Consider the following 17321-nt stretch of genomic DNA (forward strand, 5'->3'; position numbering starts at 1 on the left):
GCAAATGGCCAAATTTTTTATCGACCGACCGATCTTCGCCTGGGTGATCGCACTGTTCATCCTGGTGGTGGGCGGCGTGTCAATCACCCAGCTGCCGATCTCGCAGTACCCGCCGGTGGCGCCCCCCGCCATCGTCATCAACGTCGCCTACCCCGGCGCCTCGGCCCAGACGCTCGAGGACAGCGTGCTGTCCGTCATCGAGCGTGAAATGAATGGCTCGCCAGGCCTGATCTACATGGAATCGGTGGCCCAGGCCGACGGCACCGGCTCCATCACGATCAGCTTCGAGGCCGGCACCAACGACGACCTCGCACAGGTGGACGTGCAGAACCGGTTGTCGCGCGCAACGCCGCGCCTGCCGGCTGCCGTGACGCAGCAGGGCGTGCGCGTGGACAAGTCGCGCAACAACTTCCTGATGTTCGTGATGCTGTCCTCGGACAACCCGAACATCGACCCGGTGGCGCTCGGCGACTACACCGCGCGCAACGTCGTGCCCGAGTTGCAGCGCGTGGTCGGCGTGGGCCAGGCCCAGCTGTTCGGCTCCGAGAACGCGATGCGCGTGTGGATCGATCCGGCCAAGCTGCAGGGCTTCAACCTGTCGGCGACCGACGTCAACAACGCCATCCGTGCACAGAACGCCCAGGTGTCCTCGGGCACGCTCGGCGACCTGCCCAACATCCCCGGCCAGGCCATCGCGGCCACAGTGACCGTGAACGGCCAGCTCGTCAACGTTGAGCAGTTCAAGAACATCGTGCTGCGCGCCAACACCGATGGCTCGACCGTGCGGCTGAAGGACGTGGCACGCGTCGAACTCGGCGGCCAGTCGTATGCCACCTCGGCCCGCCTGAACGGCGTGCCCGCGGTCGGTATCGGCGTCCAGCCCACGCCCAACGGCAACGCGCTGCAATCGGCCAAGGCGGTCCGCGCCAAGATGGCCGAACTCGAGCGCTACTTCCCGCAGGGCGTGAAGTGGAACATTCCGTACGACAGCTCGCGCTTCGTGCAGATCTCGATCACCGAAGTGGTCAAGACGCTGCTGGAAGCCGTGGCGCTGGTGTTCGTGGTGATGTTCCTGTTCCTGCAGAACTGGCGCTACACGATCATCCCGACCATCGTGGTGCCGATCGCGCTGCTGGGCACCTTTGCCTCGCTGCTGGCGCTCGGCTTCTCGATCAACGTGCTGACCATGTTCGGCATGGTGCTGGTGATCGGTATCGTGGTGGACGACGCCATCGTGGTGGTGGAGAACGTCGAGCGCATCATGAGCGAGGAGGGGCTGCCGCCTCTCGAAGCCACGCGCAAGGCCATGAAGCAGATCTCCGGCGCCATCATCGGCGTGACGGTGGTGCTGATCTCGGTGTTCGTTCCGCTCGCGTTCTTCGCGGGTTCGACCGGCAACATCTACCGCCAGTTCTCGGCGGTGATGGTGGCCTCGATCGCCTTCTCGGCATTCATGGCTCTGTCGCTCACGCCGGCGCTGTGCGCCACGCTGCTCAAGCCGGTGGAGGCCGGCCACCATCACGAGAAGACCGGCTTCTTCGGCTGGTTCAATCGCGGCTTCGCGCGCACGGCCAAGGGCTATGAGAGCGTGGTCGCTCGCATCCTGCGCCGCGCTGCCCGCTACCTCGTGATCTACCTCGCCATCATCGGCGCGGTGGTGTTCACCTACACCCGGCTGCCGAGCTCGTTCCTGCCGCAGGAAGACCAGGGCAACATCATCGTGAACGTGCAGTTGCCGCCTGGTGCGACACAGGAGCGCGCGCTGTCGGTCATGCAGCAGGTCGAGGGCTTCATCCTGAAGCAGCCCGAAGTGCAGAGCATGGTGGGCGTGATGGGCTTCAGCTTCTCGGGCCAGGGCCAGAACGCGGGCCTCGCCTTCGTGACGCTGAAGGACTGGGACGAGCGCAAGGACCCGGCCCACTCGGCCAGCGCGCTGGCCGGCCGTGCCTTCGGTGCGCTGTCGGGCATCCGCGACGCCTTCATCTACCCGCTGAGCCCGCCGCCCATTCCTGAACTGGGCAATGCCAGCGGCTTCAGCTTCCGTCTGCAGGACCGCTCGGGCGCGGGCCACGAGGCGCTGATCAACGCACGCAACCAGCTGCTGGGCATGGCCTCGCAGAGCAAGGTCCTGGCGCAGGTTCGCCCCGACGGCCTGGAAGACGCGCCGCAGCTGCAGATCGACATCGACCGCGACAAGGCGAATGCGCTTGGCGTGAGCTTCGACGCGATCAACGCAACGCTGTCGACCGGCCTGGGTTCGAGCTACATCAACGACTTCCCGAACCGCGGCCGCCTGCAGCGCGTGGTGGTGCAAGCCGACGCTCCGGCGCGGATGCAGCCCGACGACCTGCTCAAGCTGAACGCCAGCAACACGCAGGGCCAGCCGGTGCCGCTGTCGGCCTTCGCGACCACCAAGTGGGTCACGGGCGCCACGCAGACGGTGCGCTACAACGGCTACCCGGCGATCCGCATCAGCGGCGACGCCGCCGCCGGCTATAGCACGGGCGCCGCAATGGCCGAGATGGAAAAGCTCGCCACGCAGCTGCCGCAAGGCTTCGGCTTCGAGTGGACCGGCCAGTCGCGCGAAGAAAAGCTCGCGGGCTCGCAGGCCATCGTGCTGTACGGCTTCGCGATCCTGGCGGTGTTCCTCTGCCTGGCCGCGCTGTACGAAAGCTGGTCGATCCCGCTGTCGGTGATTCTGGTGGTGCCGCTGGGCGTGCTGGGCGTGCTGGTGGCGACGATGCTGCGCGCCTATTCGAACGACGTGTACTTCCAGGTGGGGCTGATCACCATCATCGGCCTATCCGCGAAGAACGCGATTCTGATCATCGAGTTCGCCAAGGACCTGCAGGCGCAGGGCAAGGGCGTCATCGAATCGGCGCTGGCCGCCGCCCACCTGCGGTTCCGACCGATCATCATGACCTCGCTGGCCTTCGGCCTCGGGGTGGTGCCGCTCGCAATCGCCTCGGGCGCCGGCTCTGCCAGCCAGCGCGCCATCGGCACCGGCGTGCTCGGCGGCATGGTGACGGGCACTGCACTGGCCGTGATCTTCGTGCCGGTGTTCTTCGTGGTGGTGCGCACCCTGTTCAAGGGCAGCGCGCGCCAGCATGAAGCCGACAAGCGACACGCCGAAGCCGCCGGCATCGCGGAGGAAAAACATGACTAAGAAACTGATTCCCACAGCCCTGGCCGCCGCGATGCTGCTGGCCGGCTGCTCGCTGATTCCGACCTACGAGCGCCCGGCGGCGCCGGTGCCCACCACCTACCCGGGCGACCCGGCGCAGCCGCCCGGCCAGGCCGCAGCCAACCTGCCCTGGCAGGACTTCTTCACCGACGCGCGGCTCGCGGGCCTGATCCAGACCGCGCTCGTGAACAACCGCGACCTGCGGGTGTCGGTGCTCAACATCGAGCAGGCGCGCGCGCAGTTCCAGATCCAGCGCTCGGCGCTGTTCCCGGCTGTGGGCCTCACTGGTTCTGGCTCGCGCTCGAGCCCGAACCCCTATCAGGCCTTCGACTCCAGCGTGGGCAGCGTGTCGTCGTCGTACAGCGTCAACCTGGGCTTCAACGCCTGGGAGCTGGACTTCTTCGGCCGCATCCGCGCGCTGAAGGACCAGGCGCTGGCGCAGTACCTCGCCACGGACGAGACGCGCAAGGCAGTGCAGATCAGCCTGATCGCGTCGGTCGCCAACGGCTGGCTCACGCTGCTGGCCGACGATGAGCTGCTCGAGATCACGCGCCAGACGATGGTCACGCGCGAAGAGTCGGTGCGCCTCACGAAGATGCGCTTCGACAACGGCGTGTCGTCGGAGCTCGACTTCCAGGCCGCCAACTCGCTGCTGGAAACGGCGCGCGCATCCTATGCGGAGCAGCAGCGCGCGCGCATGCAGGACGAGAACGCCCTCGCCCTGTTGCTGGGCGCGCCGGTACCGCCCGACGCCACGGCGGGCGGCATCAAGGGCCTGGACGGCATCAAGCCGATGCCCGACGTGCCGGCCGGCCTGCCTTCCGACCTGCTGGCCGAACGGCCCGACATCCGCTCGGCCGAGCAGCAGCTGATTGCGGCCAACGCCAATATCGGCGCGGCGCGCGCGAACTTCTTCCCGCGCGTGTCGCTGACGAGTTCCATCGGCACCGCGAGCAGCGAGTTCTCGGGCCTGTTCGATCGCGGTTCGAAGGCCTGGTCCTTCGCGCCGACGGTGACGCTGCCGATCTTCGACGCCGGCAGCAACATCGCCACGCTCGACTCAGCCAAGGCCGGGCGCGAAATCGCGGTGGCGCAGTACGAGAAGTCGATCCAGACCGCGTTCCGCGAAGTGGCCGATGCCCTCGCGGGCCGCGCCACGCTGGGCGAGCAGGTGCGCGCACAACGTGCGCAGGCCGATGCGGAGGCGGTGCGCTTCAAGCTCTCCGACCTGCGCTATCGCAACGGCATCGCCAGCGCGCTCGACCTGCTCGACGCACAACGCTCGCTGTTCACGGCGCAGCAATCGGCCGTGACCACGCGCCTGCTGCAGCTGCAGAACCAGGTCACGCTGTACCGGACGCTGGGTGGCGGCTGGGCCACACGCGACAAGGGCTGAGACGCCAAGGTGTCCGATAAGGGTGGTCCCTTGTCCGTTCGGGCAAGGGGCCTCTCTATAATCGCCGGTTGGTTAGGACAAGCCCCCCGACGAGCCCCCGATAATTGAGGACGCCAATGAGCGCAGACCCGCATTACCAGGCCACAGAAGAAGCCCACACCGGGCCGATCAAGAACCCGAAGCAACTGCTGCTCGCGGTATTTTTCTCCTTCATAGCCCCGATCCTGATCATCGTGGGTCTTGTCTCCTACGTGGTCTCGGGCACCAAGCCCGCAGGCATCGCGGAGGGCGACAGCATGTCGCTCTATGGCGTGACCAAGGAAGCGCGCGACCGCGAAGTGGCCGAACGCCTCAAGAAGGTCGGCGCCATCGAGATCCGCGACGCCAACCGCCCGCTCGCTGCAGGCGAGGTCGTGTTCAAGGCCCAGTGCGTCGCCTGCCACGGAGCGCCCGGCATTCCCGGCGCCCCGCACTTCCAGGACGCAGCCGCTTGGGGTCCCCGCATCGGCCAAGGCTATGCAACGCTCCTCGAGCATGCCCTGAAGGGCAAGGGCGCCATGCCCCCGCAGGGCGGCGGCGACTTCGAAGACCTCGAAGTGGGTCGTGCAGTGGTCTACATGGCCAACGCCGGCGGCGCCAAGTTCCCGGTGCCGGACCGTCCGGCCGCTGCTGCACCCGCTGAAGGTGCCTCGGGTGCGGCCCCTGCGGCCAGCGCTCCTGCGAAGTAAGCGTTTTCCCTAGTCACGCAAGAAAGCCGGCTCAGCGCCGGCTTTTTTCATGGCTGTGCGACAGGGGCTGGTGTGGCCGAGTCGGCGTGGCGCTCAGCCGGGCTCAGCACGTGTCCGAAGCGGCCGGGCAGCTCGCTGGCCTGCACCGCCTCCGGTATCCACAGCCCGCGTTCGACGGCCTCGGCAGCGATGCCCACGTCCTGCGTGTGCACCAGCCCGAGCCCGAAAGGCGAAACCAGATAGAGCCGGCCGTCCTCATCGAGCAGGCAGTCCGATACCTCGGTCGCCTTGCCCGTATGGGCCGTGACGGTGAAGCCGCCGCCCTCATCTTCGGCGACCCGCCATACCAGCGGCGAAGCCTCCAGCTCCACATACACGCGCTGCGGCCCGTTCTGGAAGAACCACTGGCCCTCGTCGTCGTGCTCGTAGTTGCGATGGATGAAGTCGATCAGCTTGTCGTGCCGCAGCATCGAGCCCTTGGCCGCGCGGAACGGGCCCATGGCCTGTGTGCGGTCATCGCGCATGTACCAGTTGCCGCGCGCGTCGAGGCCGAGCCAGCCGTAGCAGTGCGGCACGTTGGGCCACTTGGCCAATGCTTGTTTGACGATGTCGTCCATCGCGTCATTCTCGTCCTGGCGACAAGCCCCTACCGTCAGCCGAAGCGCCGCCATGCAGCTGCAGCCAGCCGCCCACCTGCTCCGGCATGCCGTGCACATGCCCCGGCGGCAGCCCCATCGGAAAGCCGACATGCCCACCGTGCGCGGGCTGCCACAGCGTGACGTGCGCCCCCACCTCGCCGGGCTTCGGCAGGCTGCGCGCCGGAATGAACGGATCGTTGCGCGCATTCACCACCAGCGCAGGCACGCGGATCGAAGCCAGGTGCGGCTTGGCCGAGCCCCGCGACCAGTAGTCATCGACATCGCGAAAGCCGTGCAGCGGCGCGGTGAAGACGTTGTCGAAGTCGTAGAGGTTGCGCGACGACATCAGCTGCTCGCGGTCGAACAGGCCCGGAAACTGCGCCAGCTTGGCCAGCGCCTTGGGCTTCATGGTCGCGAGGAACATGCGCGTGTAGACCAGCTTGTTGAAGCCCTGGCCAATGGCTTCGCCGCCCGCCGCGAGGTCGAGCGGCGCGCAGACCGAGGCCACCGCGCCCACCACGCCCGAAGCGGTCTCGCCCGCCTCCGAGGCCCATCGCATCAGCGCATTACCGCCAAGCGACACGCCCGCCGCCAGCACCGGCCCGCCGCCCTTTTGCGCATGCTGGTCGCGCATGCGCGCCAGGATCCAGCCGATCTCCTCGAAGTCGCCCGAGTGGTACGCGCGCGGCGCCAGGTTCAGCTCGCCGCTGCAGCCGCGGAAATGCGGCACCGCGAAGGCCATGCCGCGAGACGCTGCATAGGCAGCAAAGGCTTCGGCGTAATGACTGCGCGACGAGCCTTCGAGCCCATGGAACAGCACCAGCAGCGGCCTCGGGCCTGGCGCTGGCGCATCCACGAAGTCGACGTCGATGAAGTCGCCATCTGGCGTAGGCCAGCGTTCGCGCCGGTAGACCGGAGCCGGTCCGTCGAAGCGCCGGGCGTAGAGCGCAGCCCAGATGGTCTGCAGGTTGCCGCCGGGCAGCCAGCGCGGCGCCGCGTAGTCCATCGACTGGAGAACAGTGGGAGAAGCAGCGGAAGAAGAAGCAGCGAAGGAAGGCATCAATGCAGGGTCTGGGGCGGATCGTTCGCGTCGTCCGGCTCGCGCGCGCTACCCGGGCTCGCATGGTGCGCCACCATGCGCCAGCCCTGGGCGGTCTTGTGATAGACGTTGGTGGCCAGCACGAAGGCATGGCGCGGGCCTTCGGCCGTGAGCACCTCGATGCGCTCGAGCACGTTGTGCACGGCGCTGCCGAGCGACTCGATCTTGCGCACCCGCGCCGGCATGGCGTGGATCGCGCCGTTGCCGAACATCTGCTCGAAGGCCGCGCGGATCGCCACGGTCCCCACCAGCCGGGGGCCGCCGGGGTGCACGCAGAACACTTCGTCCTCGTCGGCCCAGCAGGCCATCAGCGCATCGATGTCGCCGCGTTGCAGCGCTTCATAGAAGGCCGCTTCGACGTCGTCGGCAGTACCGCCGATGGCCGCGGCGGCGCGGAGTGGGGTCTTGGGCATTGCGCGATTTTGCCGCGCTGTCCGTGACGGCGGCACTGCACCGCTTTGGTCCGGGTTGCACCGTGCTGCCGCAATCCGGCTGGAACGCCTGCTCCACTTTGGACCAAATGGTCAAAACGCAGATGCCAATTCTCCATAAGTCATTGATTTAAAACAACTTATCCAACTGGCACGGCGCATGCAAGGAGCTTCGCGACCTCGCAACAGGAGCCCCTCCATGAACGTCGGCATCTTCATTCCCATCGGCAACAACGGCTGGCTGCTTTCCGAAAACGCACCGCAGTACAAGCCCAGCTTCGAACTCAACAAGCAGATCACGCTGAAGGCCGAGCGCTACGGCGTCGACTTCGCGCTGTCCATGATCAAGCTGCGCGGCTTCGGCGGCAAGACGGAGTTCTGGGACCACAACCTCGAGTCCTTCACGCTCATGGCCGGGCTCGCTGCCGTCACCAGCAAGATCAAGCTCTTTGCCACCGCTGCCTCGCTGGTCATGCCGCCGGCCATCGTGGCGCGCATGACGTCCACCATCGATTCGATCTCCAACGGCCGCTTCGGCCTGAACCTCGTCACCGGCTGGCAGCGGCCCGAGTATTCGCAGATGGGCATGTGGCCCGGCGACCAGTTCTTCGGCACGCGCTACCAGTACCTGAGCGAATACATCCAGGTGCTGCGCGACCTCTGGGGCACCGGCCAGTCAGACTTCAAGGGCGACCATTTCAAGATGGACGACTGCCGCCTGAGCCCGCAGCCGCAGGCCGACATGAAGGTGATCTGCGCCGGCCAGAGCGACGCGGGCATGGAGTTCTCCGCGAAGTACGCCGACTACAACTTCTGCTTCGGCAAGGGCGTGAACACGCCCAAGGCCTTCGCGCCCGCGGCCGAGAAGCTCATCGAAGCCACCACGAAGACCGGCCGCCACGTCACCACCTACGTGCTGATGATGGTGATCGCCGACGAGACCGACGAGGCCGCGCGCGCCAAGTGGGAGCACTACAAGGCCGGCGCCGACCACGAAGCCATCGCATGGCTGGGCCAGCAGGGCGCGGCCGACACGAAGTCGGGCGCCGACACCAACGTGCGCCAGATGGCCGACCCGACATCGGCCGTGAACATCAACATGGGCACGCTCGTGGGCTCGTATGAAAACGTCGCGCGCATGCTCGACGAAATGGCCGAGGTGCCCGGCACCGAAGGCGTGCTGCTGACCTTCGACGATTTCCTGCAGGGCGTCGAGGCCTTCGGCGAACGCATCCAGCCGCACATGAAGAGCCGCGCGCACGTGCAGAGCCCCGTGCCGTCGCGGGTCGAACCCGAACGCCTCGCGGCCTGAGCAGGAGCGTCACGTGAGCACTCCCGCACGCAACACCACCCTCACATCGAACACCCCCGTTGGCGCACCGCGCCTGCCGGGCGCCCCGGCACCGCTGGTGCTGCCCGCGCGCCCCGAGCCGCTGGCACTGCACGCGAGCGACTCCGCTCTGATCGTCGTCGACATGCAGAACGCCTATGCATCCATCGGCGGATACGTCGACTCGGCCGGCTTCGACATCTCCGGCGCGCAAGGCACCATCGCCAACATCGCGCGCACCATAGCGGCTGCACGCGCGGCCGGCATGCTGGTCGTGTTCCTGCAGAACGGCTGGGACGCGGCATACGTGGAGGCCGGCGGCCCCGGCTCGCCGAACTGGCACAAGTCGAACGCGCTCAAGACCATGCGTGCAAAGCCCGAGCTGCAGGGCAAGTTCCTCGCCAAGGGCGGATGGGACTACGAACTCATCGAAGAGATGAAGCCGCAGCCCGGCGACATCGTCGTGCCGAAGACGCGCTACAGCGGCTTCTTCAACAGCACGCTCGACAGCACGCTGCGCGCGCGCGGCATCCGCCACCTGGTGTTCACCGGCATCGCCACCAACGTGTGCGTCGAATCGACGCTGCGCGACGCCTTCCACCTCGAATACTTCGCCGTGATGCTCGAAGACGCGACGCACGAACTCGGCGGGCCCGCAATCCAGAAGGCATCTGTCTACAACGTCGAGACCTTCTTCGGATGGGTCTCCACGGTGGAGCACTTCTGCAGCACCTTCGCGCCCGCATCCATCACCCAACCCGCACCGGCCGAAGCGGCCACTGTCTGATTCTTTTCAAGGAGCTCTCTTCATGCCCAAGCAAGCCATCATCCCGCCCGGCACCGGCGTGCCACTCGCCCCCTATGTTCCCGGCACGCTCGCCGACGGCGTGCTCTATGTGTCGGGCACGCTGCCCTTCGACAAGGACAACAACGTGGTCCACGTGGGCGACGCGGCCGCGCAGGCTCGTCACGTGCTCACCATCATCCAGGGCGTGGTCGAGGCAGCGGGCGGCACCATGGACGACGTGACCTTCAACCAGATCATGATCAAGGACTGGGCCGACTACGGGAAGATCAACACGGTGTATGCCGAGTTCTTTCCCGGCACCAAGCCCGCGCGCTACTGCATCCAGTGCGGCCTGGTGAAGCCCGATGCCCTGGTCGAGATCGCCTCGATCGCGCACGTCGGCAAGAAGGGCTGAAGCACATGCCGTCGCTGCACTACGAAGTGCACGGGCCGTCCGATGCCGCAGCCACCGTGCTGCTGTCGTCGGGCCTCGGTGGCTCGGCCGGGTTCTGGCAGCCGCAGCTCGGCGCGCTGGTTGCCGCCGGGCACCGCGTCATTGCGTACGACCAGCGCGGCACCGGCCGCAGCCCTGCCGCATTGCCAGCGGCGTATGCCATCGAAGACATGGCGAAGGACGTGCTCGAAATCCTCGACGCCACGAACACTTCGCAGTGCCACTTCGCGGGCCATGCACTCGGCGGCCTCGTGGGTCTGCAGCTAGCGCTCGACGCGCCTTCGCGCATTGCGAGCCTCGTGCTCATCAACGCGTGGTCGAAGCCCAACCCGCATTCGGCGCGCTGCTTCGATGCGCGACTTGCGTTGCTCGGCGCCTGCGGCCCGCGCGCGTACGTGGAAGCGCAGCCGATCTTCCTGTACCCCGCAGCCTGGGCCGCCGAACACGCACAGCGCGTGACCGACGAAGTCGACCACGCCTTCGCGCACTTTCCGGGCGAGGCCAACATGCGTGCGCGCATCGCTGCCCTGCGCGCCTTCGACATCGACGCTCGCCTTGCCGACATCACCGCACCCACACTCATCGCCGCGGCGAAAGACGACACGCTCGTGCCCTGGACCTGCTCGCAGCGCCTGGCCGATGGCCTGAGCGACGTCACGCTCGACTTCATGCCGCACGGCGGCCATGCCCACAGCGTGACCGAGGCCGAAGCCTTCAACCGCAGCCTGCTCGACTTTCTCTCGCGGGTCAGCGCATCCGCCGTTCCAGCATGACCACAACTCTTGCATCCACACTCGACGACGCCGCGCTGTCGCTGCTCTTCACCGGCGCGCGCACCCACAACGGCTGGACCGACGAACCCGTCACCGACGCACAGCTGCAGCAGATCTACGCGCTGGCGAGCCTCGGCCCCACATCGGCCAACTGCACGCCCGCGCGCTTCGTCTTCGTGCGCACGCCCGAAGGCAAGCAGCGCCTCGCACCCTCGCTCTCCAAGGGCAACCTCGACAAGACCATGGCCGCACCGGTCACGGTCATCGCCGCGTGGGACCGCAAGTTCTACGACAAGCTGCCCACGCTGTTCCCGCATGCCGATGCGCGCAGCTGGTTCACCGGCAGCCCCGAGGCCGCGCACGAGACCGCCTTTCGCAATGCCAGCCTGCAGGCGGGCTACCTGCTGCTCGCAGCGCGCGCGGTCGGCCTCGATGCAGGCCCGATGTCGGGCTTCGACAAGGCGAAGGTCGACGCTGCCTTCTTCGAAGGCACCGACTGGACCGTCAACTTCCTCATCAACCTGGGCCACGGCGATGCGTCGAAGGTGTTCGGCCGCCTGCCGCGGCTGCCCTTCGACGAGGCCTGCGTGCTGGCCTGAAGGACTCACCACATGCTGCTGAATGCCATGGCCTCCCACGCTGCTTCATCGTCATCGAACCCCGCCGGCCTGCTGCCGAGCCTGGAGAAGGCCGACTACCGCAACGCGATGGCGCGGCTGGGCGCGGCGGTGAACATCATCACCACCGACGGCCCCGCGGGCCGCGCCGGCTTTACGGCATCGGCCGTGTGCAGCGTGACAGACGAGCCCCCGACGCTGCTGGTGTGCCTGAACCGTTCGGCCTCGGTGTACCCGGCGTTCAAGACCAATGGCGTGCTGTGCGTGAACGTGCTGGCCGCGGGGCACCAGTCGCTGTCCGCATTGTTCGGCGGCAAGACGCCGATGGACGAGCGCTTCGCCGCCGGCAACTGGAGCCGCAAGACCACCGGCTCGCCGATGCTCGACGACGCAGCCGTGTCCTTCGACTGCCGCGTGGTGCATGCGACGAGCGCGGGCACGCACGACGTGCTGTTCTGCGAAGCGGTGGCCATTGTCATCGGTGGTGCGACGCAGGGCTTGATCTACTTCGACCGGCGCTATCACGAGATCGCGGCGCCGCCGCACTGACCTCCTCCCGAATCAGCGCGGCGTGATGCCTTGAAGAAAGATGCGCTGCACGTTCTCGACGGTCTTCTCGAAGAACGCCTCATCGTCCAGCGTATGCCCCGACAGCGCCTGCACCTGCACGCCGAAGTCCGCGTAGTGCTGCGTCACCGCCCACAGCGCGAAGATCAGGTGATGCGGATCGACGGGCGCCAGCTTTCCCGCTTCGACCCACGCGCGAATCACCTCCGACTTTTTCTCCACCAGCGTACGCAGTTCGCGGTCGAGCTCGTCGCGCAGCAGCGGCGCGCCCTGGATCATTTCCAGGCAGAAGAGCCGTGATGCATCGGGCCGGTCGCGCGAGACCACGAGCTTGCGGCGGATGTAGTCGCCGATGGCCTCGCCAGGGTCCTGCTCGGCACTGAAGCCGCGCAGTGGCTCGAGCCACAGCGCGAGCAGATCGCGCAGCACGTTGACGTAGAGCTCTTCCTTGTTCGCGAAGTAATAGAGCAGGTTGCTCTTCGATACATCGGCGCGTGCCGCCACCTGGTCAATCGACGTGCCGTGCAGGCCGAAGCGGGAGAACAGCCCCAGCGCCGCACCGAGGATCGCGCTGCGCTTGTCCTCGATCTGGCGCAGCCGGCGGCTCACCGCGGACGCGCTGCGCACCGCGGGTTTTGCGCGCTTGCGCGCCGGGCTCTTCTCTTTGCTGGCACTGGCGGCCAGCGCTTTGGTCTTCGGCATCTTCCCTCGCTCTTGTTCGTTCGTTGATGAATCGGCAGGCAACACAGCGCACCACTGTAAGGCCGTGGTGCATCGCCTTGCGCCGCAGCCGCCTTCGCAGCGCGTCGTTGCGCACCATGCTGACGCGACGGATGCGTTTTGTCCATTTGGTCCAACTGGCACAGACGTTGCATGGCGAAAGGCATGCCAAGCATGAGGAACCTGCCATGACCCTGCTGTCCGTCCCCATCATCGATCTAGCGCCCTACTTCGCGGGCACCGCCGAAGGCAAGGCCGAGGTCGCGAAGAAGGTCGACGAGGCCTGCCGCAGCATCGGCTTTCTCGTCATCACGAACCACGGCATTGCGCCCGAGCTGATCTCGCGCGTGTCGTCGCTCTCGCGCAAGTTCTTCGACATGCCATTGGGCGAAAAGCGCAAGGTCGACCGCCCGCGCGAAGACGCGGTGCGCGGCTACAGCGCGGTGGGCGAGGAAGGGCTCTCGTACAGCCTCGAAGAAGCAGCCCCCGGCGACCTGAAGGAATCTTTCTCTATCGGCCCGTCGAACGTGCCGCAAGACGACTACCACCGCGGCCCCGCCGCCGGCCCGCACTTCGAGCCCAACAGCTGGCCGCCCATCGAAGGCTTCCGCGAAGCCTACGAAGGCTACTTCGAGGCGATGAGCGATCTCTCGCGCTCGCTGATGCGTGTCTTTGCGCTCGGCCTGTCGCTGCCCGAGACCTTCTTCGACGACAAGATCGACAAGCACATCAGCATGTTCCGCGTGCTGAGCTATCCGCCGCAGCGCGAGCAACCGCTGCCCGGCCAGCTGCGTGCGGGCGCGCACAGCGACTACGGCAGCCTCACCATCGTGCTGCCCGACGACAAGGGCCTGCAGGTGTTCAACAAAGCCGGCCAGTGGGTGGACGTGCCGCAGGTCGAGGGTGGCCTGGTGGTCAACATCGCCGACCTCATGATGCAGTGGACCAACGACCAGTGGGTGTCCACGCTGCACCGCGTGATCAATCCGCCTTTCGAGATCGCGAGCACCAATCGCCGGCAATCGCTGGTGTTCTTCCATCAGCCGAACTACGACGCGATGGTCGAGTGCCTGCCTAGCTGCCTCGCGCCCGGGGAGTCGGCGAAGTACGCGCCGATTTCTTCTGGGGACCACCTAACCTCGAAGTTCGTCAAGCAGACGACCTTTGGTGGCACGAAGGCGATGGCTTGAGATGACTGCCTGCTGTTCTTCGGGGTGCGATCACGCCGACGGGGTACCTTGCTCCGCGAATGTCCCCCGGCCTTCGGCCTCCTCCTTTATTTCGCTGCGCAAGGTACCCCATCGACGTGATCGTCAGGCGCTGCGGTCGAACCGCCAGCATGAGAGCCGCGTCCATGTGCGAATGGCACCGGGTGCTCCCCGCAGCGAAATAAAGGAGGAGCCGAAGGCGGGGGACATTCGCGGAGGGGAGTACCCGGTGTCATTCGCACACGCCCCGAACAAGAACAACAGCAAACGCCCAATGAGCAACTGACATGGCCCGCCTCTCCTACGTCAACGTCTTCGCAAAAGACGTAGTCGCACTCAGCGGCTTCTACCAGCGAGTATTCGGTTTCAAAGAGATCGAAGCGATCCGCTCACCCATCTTCCGAGGCCTGGACACCGGCAAGTCGAGCCTTGGCTTCAACGCACTCGATGCCTACGAACTGCTGCACCTGAGCGAGTTTTCAGACACACGCGGCGTCAAGTTCCTGCTGAACATCGACGTCGACAGCCAGGCCGACGTCGACCGCATGGTGCCGGTCGCGCTCGAAGCCGGCGCCACGCTCGTCAAGCCGCCGTACGTCACCTACTACAACTGGTACCAGTCGGTGCTGCTCGATCCCGAGGGCAATGTGTTCCGCATCAACTTCATGATGTGACGCGCGCTGCGCTCGTTCTCTTTTTTCCGTCCTCCCTTTCTTCAAAGCCTCTCACCAAAGGTAGTCCCATGCAGTTGCGCACACTCACTCCCGGCCTGGGTCTCGCGATGACCATCGCAGCCAGCGGCGCCTTCTTCACCACACTGCCCGCCGCAGCCGCCGACGGCTTCACGCTGAAGGACAAGCCGAAGATCGCGATGCTCTACTTCGGCCCGAAGAACGACGGAGGCTGGACGCAGGCCTTCGACGAGGCCCGCGTGAAGATCGAAAAGGAAATCGGCCAGAAGATCCAGTTCGTCGAGAACGTGCCCGAAGACGCATCGGCCATCAAGCCCGCTGCGGAGAAGTTCATCCAGCGCGGCGCCAACATCGTGATTGGCACGGCCTTCGGTTATTCCGACAGCTTCAAGGACCTGGCCGCCAAGTACCCCGATGTCGCCTTCCTCAACGGCTCGGGCACCACCAACGGCAGCAACCTCGAATCGTTCTACGGCCGCACCTACGAAAGCCAGTACCTCTGCGGCATGGCCGCCGGCGCTGCATCGAAGACCGGCAAGCTCGGCTTCGTCGCGGCCAACCCCTTCGGCGTGGTGAACTGGACCATCAACGCCTTCGCGCTCGGCGCGCAGAAGATGAACCCGAACGCCACGGTCAACGTGATCTACACCGGCGCCTGGAACGACCCGGTGAAGGAACGCGCCGCCGCCGCCGCACTCATCGACCAGGGCGCCGACGTGATCGGCCAGCACGTCGACAGCCCCACGCCGCAGATCGTCGCGCAGGAGCGCGGCGTGTACGGCACCGGCCACCACCGCGACCTGCGCCAGTTCGCGCCCAAGGCCACGCTGTGCTCGTCGGTGTGGGTGTGGGACCGCTTCCTGACGCCTGAGCTGAAGAAGGTGATGGCCGGCAACTGGAAGCCCGCGCAGTACGGCGCCTTCATCGAGATGAAGGACGGCGGCACCGACATCGCAGGCTTCGGCCCCGCCGTGCCCAAGGACAAGGCCGCGGTCATCACCGCCGAGCGCGACGCAATCATGAAGGGCAAGCAGGTCTACGCCGGCCCGCTCGCCGACCGCGACGGCAAGGAGCGCGTTGCCAAGGGCGCGGTGCTGTCCGATGCGGACCTGTGGAAGATGGACTGGTTCGTCAAGGGCGTGGTCACGCAGAAGTAATTTCATGCCCAACAACGCGCTCGAACTCACCGGCATCCGCAAGTCCTTCGACGGCTTCGCGGCGCTGACCGACGCTCACTTTGCCGCGCGCTGGGGCGAGGTGCATGCGCTGCTGGGCGAGAACGGCGCGGGCAAGTCTTCGCTGATGAACATCGCGGCCGGGCTCTATGCGCCCGAGGCCGGGCAGTTGCTGGTGGACGACAACGCGGTGCGCTTCGCCGGTCCGCGTGACGCGGCGAAGCACCGCATCGGCATGGTCCATCAGCATTTCAAGCTGGTGCGACCGTTCACGGTGGCGCAGAACATCTTGCTCACCGCGCCGCCGCCGGCCGAGTTCCAAAGCCATGGCGAGCGGCTGCGCGAGATCGAGCGCGACATTCGCAACAAGGCCTCGGAGCTGGGCTTCGACATCGATCCGTCGAAACGCATCGATGCGCTGTCGATTGCCGAACAGCAGCGCGTCGAGATCCTCAAGGTGCTGCTCGCGGGTGCGCGCATCCTGATCCTCGACGAGCCCACGGCCGTGCTGACCGACCAGGAGGCCGCACGCCTGCTGCAGACGGTGCAGGGCCTGGCGCGCGCCGGTTCCGCCGTGGTGCTGGTCACGCACAAGATGGCCGATGTGAAGACCTATGCCGACCGCGTGACGGTGATGCGCGGCGGGCGCACGGTTGCCACGCTGAAGCCGGGCGAAGCATCGGTCGCCGAGCTGGTGAAGCTCACGGTGGGTGAATCGATTGCCACGCAAGGATTCCAGGCTTCGACCGCATCGCGCGGCCCCGTGCGCCTTTCGGTGCGCGGGTTGCGCACACCCGCCTCGCCCGAAGGCCGGCGCGTGCTCGACGGCGTGGATCTCGAACTGCACGCGGGCGAAATCTACGGCCTGGCCGGTGTAGGCGGCAACGGCCAGGGCGAACTGGCGGGCGCGATCATGGGCCTGCCGGGCGAAGCCACCGAAGGCGAGATACGACTCGAAGGCCACGGCGACCTGAAGACCATGGCCGCATCGGCACGCCGCGGCATCGGCATTGCAGCCATTCCGGCCGACCGATACGGGCTCGCGCTCGCGGGTGGCCTCTCGGTGGCCGAGAACTACGCCATCGGCCGCGTGCACACCGGCCGCTACGGCCCCGTGTGGCGCCTGCGCCGTGGCCGCATCCAGAGCGACACGCAGGAGGCGGTGCGCGCCTTCGACGTGCAGGGCGTGCGCTCGGTCGCGCAGAAGGCCGCGCTGCTCTCGGGCGGCAATGCACAGAAGCTGGTGCTCGCGCGCGAATTCGGCAAGTCGCCCACGCTGGTGCTCGCGCACAGCCCGAGCCGCGGGCTCGACGTGCGCGCCAGCGCCGAGGTGCATGCGCGGCTGCGCGCCGCGCGCGACAGCGGCGCGGCAGTACTGCTGATCAGCGAAGACCTCGACGAAGTGCTGCAGCTGGCCGACCGCGTGGGCGTGATGACGCGCGGGCGCATCGCCGGCGAGTTCGCTCAACCCGCCGACCGGCAGGCCATCGGACAGGCGATGGTGGACCATGGCTGATGCCTC

General features: G+C 66.7%; 17 protein-coding genes. 13 read left to right on the forward strand and 4 right to left on the reverse strand.

Going from position 1 to position 17321, the window contains the following annotated elements; all coding sequences use genetic code 11:
• The first annotated feature begins 4 nt into the window (after window positions 1-4).
• The 3 genes from BLV60_RS23485 to BLV60_RS23495 all read left to right on the forward strand — a co-directional run bounded on the left by BLV60_RS23485 (window position 5) and on the right by BLV60_RS23495 (window position 5308).
• On the forward strand, window positions 5-3166 hold the full coding sequence (locus BLV60_RS23485) for an efflux RND transporter permease subunit (RefSeq protein ID WP_093057699.1): 3162 nt from the start codon (window positions 5-7) through the stop codon (window positions 3164-3166).
• Entirely contained in the window at window positions 3159-4580 is a 1422-nt protein-coding gene (locus tag BLV60_RS23490; RefSeq protein ID WP_093057700.1) for an efflux transporter outer membrane subunit, read from the forward strand. Before BLV60_RS23485 ends, BLV60_RS23490 begins: the two co-directional genes overlap by 8 nt.
• Window positions 4581-4696: 116 nt before the next feature.
• A complete protein-coding gene (locus BLV60_RS23495; protein WP_093057701.1) occupies window positions 4697-5308 on the forward strand; it encodes a c-type cytochrome in 612 nt (203 codons plus the stop codon).
• Window positions 5309-5355: 47 nt separating this feature from the next.
• On the opposite strand, the gene BLV60_RS23500 is transcribed toward BLV60_RS23495, so the two are convergent.
• The 3 genes from BLV60_RS23500 to BLV60_RS23510 are packed head-to-tail and all read right to left on the reverse strand — an operon-like array spanning window position 5356 to window position 7458.
• Window positions 5356-5925, reverse strand: coding sequence for a DUF2946 family protein (locus BLV60_RS23500; protein WP_093057702.1), 570 nt, complete (start codon window positions 5923-5925; stop codon window positions 5356-5358).
• Window positions 5926-5929: 4 nt separating this feature from the next.
• Window positions 5930-6952 carry a YheT family hydrolase gene (locus BLV60_RS23505; protein ID WP_093057703.1) on the reverse strand — a complete coding sequence of 341 codons (1023 nt, stop codon included), beginning with the start codon at window positions 6950-6952 and terminating at the stop codon, window positions 5930-5932.
• A 53-nt stretch (window positions 6953-7005) separates the two neighbouring features.
• A complete protein-coding gene (locus BLV60_RS23510) occupies window positions 7006-7458 on the reverse strand; it encodes a YybH family protein (RefSeq protein ID WP_093057704.1) in 453 nt (150 codons plus the stop codon).
• Window positions 7459-7675: 217 nt separating this feature from the next.
• Here BLV60_RS23510 and rutA point away from each other — a divergent pair, with 217 nt between their 5' ends.
• From rutA to rutF, 6 genes are read left to right on the forward strand one after another with little or no spacing between them, the layout of a single operon-like run.
• Window positions 7676-8788: a pyrimidine utilization protein A gene (gene rutA, locus BLV60_RS23515; RefSeq protein WP_093057705.1), complete on the forward strand. Its 1113-nt coding sequence runs from the start codon at window positions 7676-7678 to the stop codon at window positions 8786-8788.
• Window positions 8789-8801: 13 nt separating this feature from the next.
• Window positions 8802-9593, forward strand: coding sequence for a pyrimidine utilization protein B (rutB, locus tag BLV60_RS23520; protein WP_256329524.1), 792 nt, complete (start codon window positions 8802-8804; stop codon window positions 9591-9593).
• Between the two features lie 22 nt (window positions 9594-9615).
• A complete protein-coding gene (rutC, locus tag BLV60_RS23525; RefSeq protein WP_093057706.1) occupies window positions 9616-10008 on the forward strand; it encodes a pyrimidine utilization protein C in 393 nt (130 codons plus the stop codon).
• Between the two features lie 5 nt (window positions 10009-10013).
• The gene (gene rutD / locus BLV60_RS23530) at window positions 10014-10820 is read left to right on the forward strand and encodes a pyrimidine utilization protein D (protein WP_093057707.1); all 807 of its coding nucleotides are present in this window, start codon (window positions 10014-10016) and stop codon (window positions 10818-10820) included.
• Window positions 10817-11419, forward strand: a complete 603-nt coding sequence (locus BLV60_RS23535; RefSeq protein ID WP_093057708.1) for a malonic semialdehyde reductase — start codon at window positions 10817-10819, stop codon at window positions 11417-11419. The genes rutD and BLV60_RS23535 overlap by 4 nt, the downstream gene beginning before the upstream one ends.
• Window positions 11420-11431: 12 nt before the next feature.
• Complete coding sequence (gene rutF / locus BLV60_RS23540) at window positions 11432-11986, forward strand: NADH-dependent FMN reductase RutF (protein WP_093057709.1); 555 nt, start codon at window positions 11432-11434, stop codon at window positions 11984-11986.
• 12 nt (window positions 11987-11998) lie between these two features.
• On the opposite strand, the gene rutR is transcribed toward rutF, so the two are convergent.
• Window positions 11999-12706: an HTH-type transcriptional regulator RutR gene (gene rutR, locus BLV60_RS23545; protein WP_093057710.1), complete on the reverse strand. Its 708-nt coding sequence runs from the start codon at window positions 12704-12706 to the stop codon at window positions 11999-12001.
• A gap of 206 nt (window positions 12707-12912) precedes the next feature.
• Here rutR and BLV60_RS23550 point away from each other — a divergent pair, with 206 nt between their 5' ends.
• The 4 genes from BLV60_RS23550 (at window position 12913) to BLV60_RS23565 (ending at window position 17315) form a co-directional block, all read left to right on the forward strand.
• The gene (locus tag BLV60_RS23550) at window positions 12913-13914 is read left to right on the forward strand and encodes an isopenicillin N synthase family dioxygenase (protein ID WP_093057784.1); all 1002 of its coding nucleotides are present in this window, start codon (window positions 12913-12915) and stop codon (window positions 13912-13914) included.
• A gap of 305 nt (window positions 13915-14219) precedes the next feature.
• Window positions 14220-14606, forward strand: coding sequence for a VOC family protein (locus BLV60_RS23555; protein WP_093057711.1), 387 nt, complete (start codon window positions 14220-14222; stop codon window positions 14604-14606).
• 68 nt (window positions 14607-14674) lie between these two features.
• A complete protein-coding gene (locus BLV60_RS23560; protein ID WP_093057712.1) occupies window positions 14675-15781 on the forward strand; it encodes a BMP family ABC transporter substrate-binding protein in 1107 nt (368 codons plus the stop codon).
• 4 nt (window positions 15782-15785) lie between these two features.
• Complete coding sequence (locus BLV60_RS23565; RefSeq protein ID WP_093057713.1) at window positions 15786-17315, forward strand: ABC transporter ATP-binding protein; 1530 nt, start codon at window positions 15786-15788, stop codon at window positions 17313-17315.
• Window positions 17316-17321 lie beyond the last annotated feature (6 nt).

This window comes from Variovorax sp. YR634, from assembly GCF_900106655.1.
GTDB lineage: Bacteria > Pseudomonadota > Gammaproteobacteria > Burkholderiales > Burkholderiaceae_C > Variovorax.

Bases quoted from the DNA above. Each gene is read 5' to 3' on its own strand.
- BLV60_RS23550 (WP_093057784.1), top strand. From the start codon at position 12,913: ATGACCCTGCTGTCCGTCCCCATCATCGATCTAGCGCCCTACTTCGCG.
- BLV60_RS23565 (WP_093057713.1), top strand. From the start codon at position 15,786: ATGCCCAACAACGCGCTCGAACTCACCGGCATCCGCAAGTCCTTCGAC.
- BLV60_RS23560 (WP_093057712.1), top strand. From the start codon at position 14,675: ATGCAGTTGCGCACACTCACTCCCGGCCTGGGTCTCGCGATGACCATC.
- rutD (WP_093057707.1), top strand. From the start codon at position 10,014: ATGCCGTCGCTGCACTACGAAGTGCACGGGCCGTCCGATGCCGCAGCC.
- BLV60_RS23490 (WP_093057700.1), top strand. From the start codon at position 3,159: ATGACTAAGAAACTGATTCCCACAGCCCTGGCCGCCGCGATGCTGCTG.
- BLV60_RS23485 (WP_093057699.1), top strand. From the start codon at position 5: ATGGCCAAATTTTTTATCGACCGACCGATCTTCGCCTGGGTGATCGCA.
- rutF (WP_093057709.1), top strand. From the start codon at position 11,432: ATGCTGCTGAATGCCATGGCCTCCCACGCTGCTTCATCGTCATCGAAC.
- BLV60_RS23495 (WP_093057701.1), top strand. From the start codon at position 4,697: ATGAGCGCAGACCCGCATTACCAGGCCACAGAAGAAGCCCACACCGGG.
- BLV60_RS23505 (WP_093057703.1), bottom strand. From the start codon at position 6,952: ATGGACTACGCGGCGCCGCGCTGGCTGCCCGGCGGCAACCTGCAGACC.
- rutC (WP_093057706.1), top strand. From the start codon at position 9,616: ATGCCCAAGCAAGCCATCATCCCGCCCGGCACCGGCGTGCCACTCGCC.
- BLV60_RS23500 (WP_093057702.1), bottom strand. From the start codon at position 5,925: ATGGACGACATCGTCAAACAAGCATTGGCCAAGTGGCCCAACGTGCCG.
- rutA (WP_093057705.1), top strand. From the start codon at position 7,676: ATGAACGTCGGCATCTTCATTCCCATCGGCAACAACGGCTGGCTGCTT.
- BLV60_RS23555 (WP_093057711.1), top strand. From the start codon at position 14,220: ATGGCCCGCCTCTCCTACGTCAACGTCTTCGCAAAAGACGTAGTCGCA.
- rutR (WP_093057710.1), bottom strand. From the start codon at position 12,706: ATGCCGAAGACCAAAGCGCTGGCCGCCAGTGCCAGCAAAGAGAAGAGC.
- BLV60_RS23535 (WP_093057708.1), top strand. From the start codon at position 10,817: ATGACCACAACTCTTGCATCCACACTCGACGACGCCGCGCTGTCGCTG.
- BLV60_RS23510 (WP_093057704.1), bottom strand. From the start codon at position 7,458: ATGCCCAAGACCCCACTCCGCGCCGCCGCGGCCATCGGCGGTACTGCC.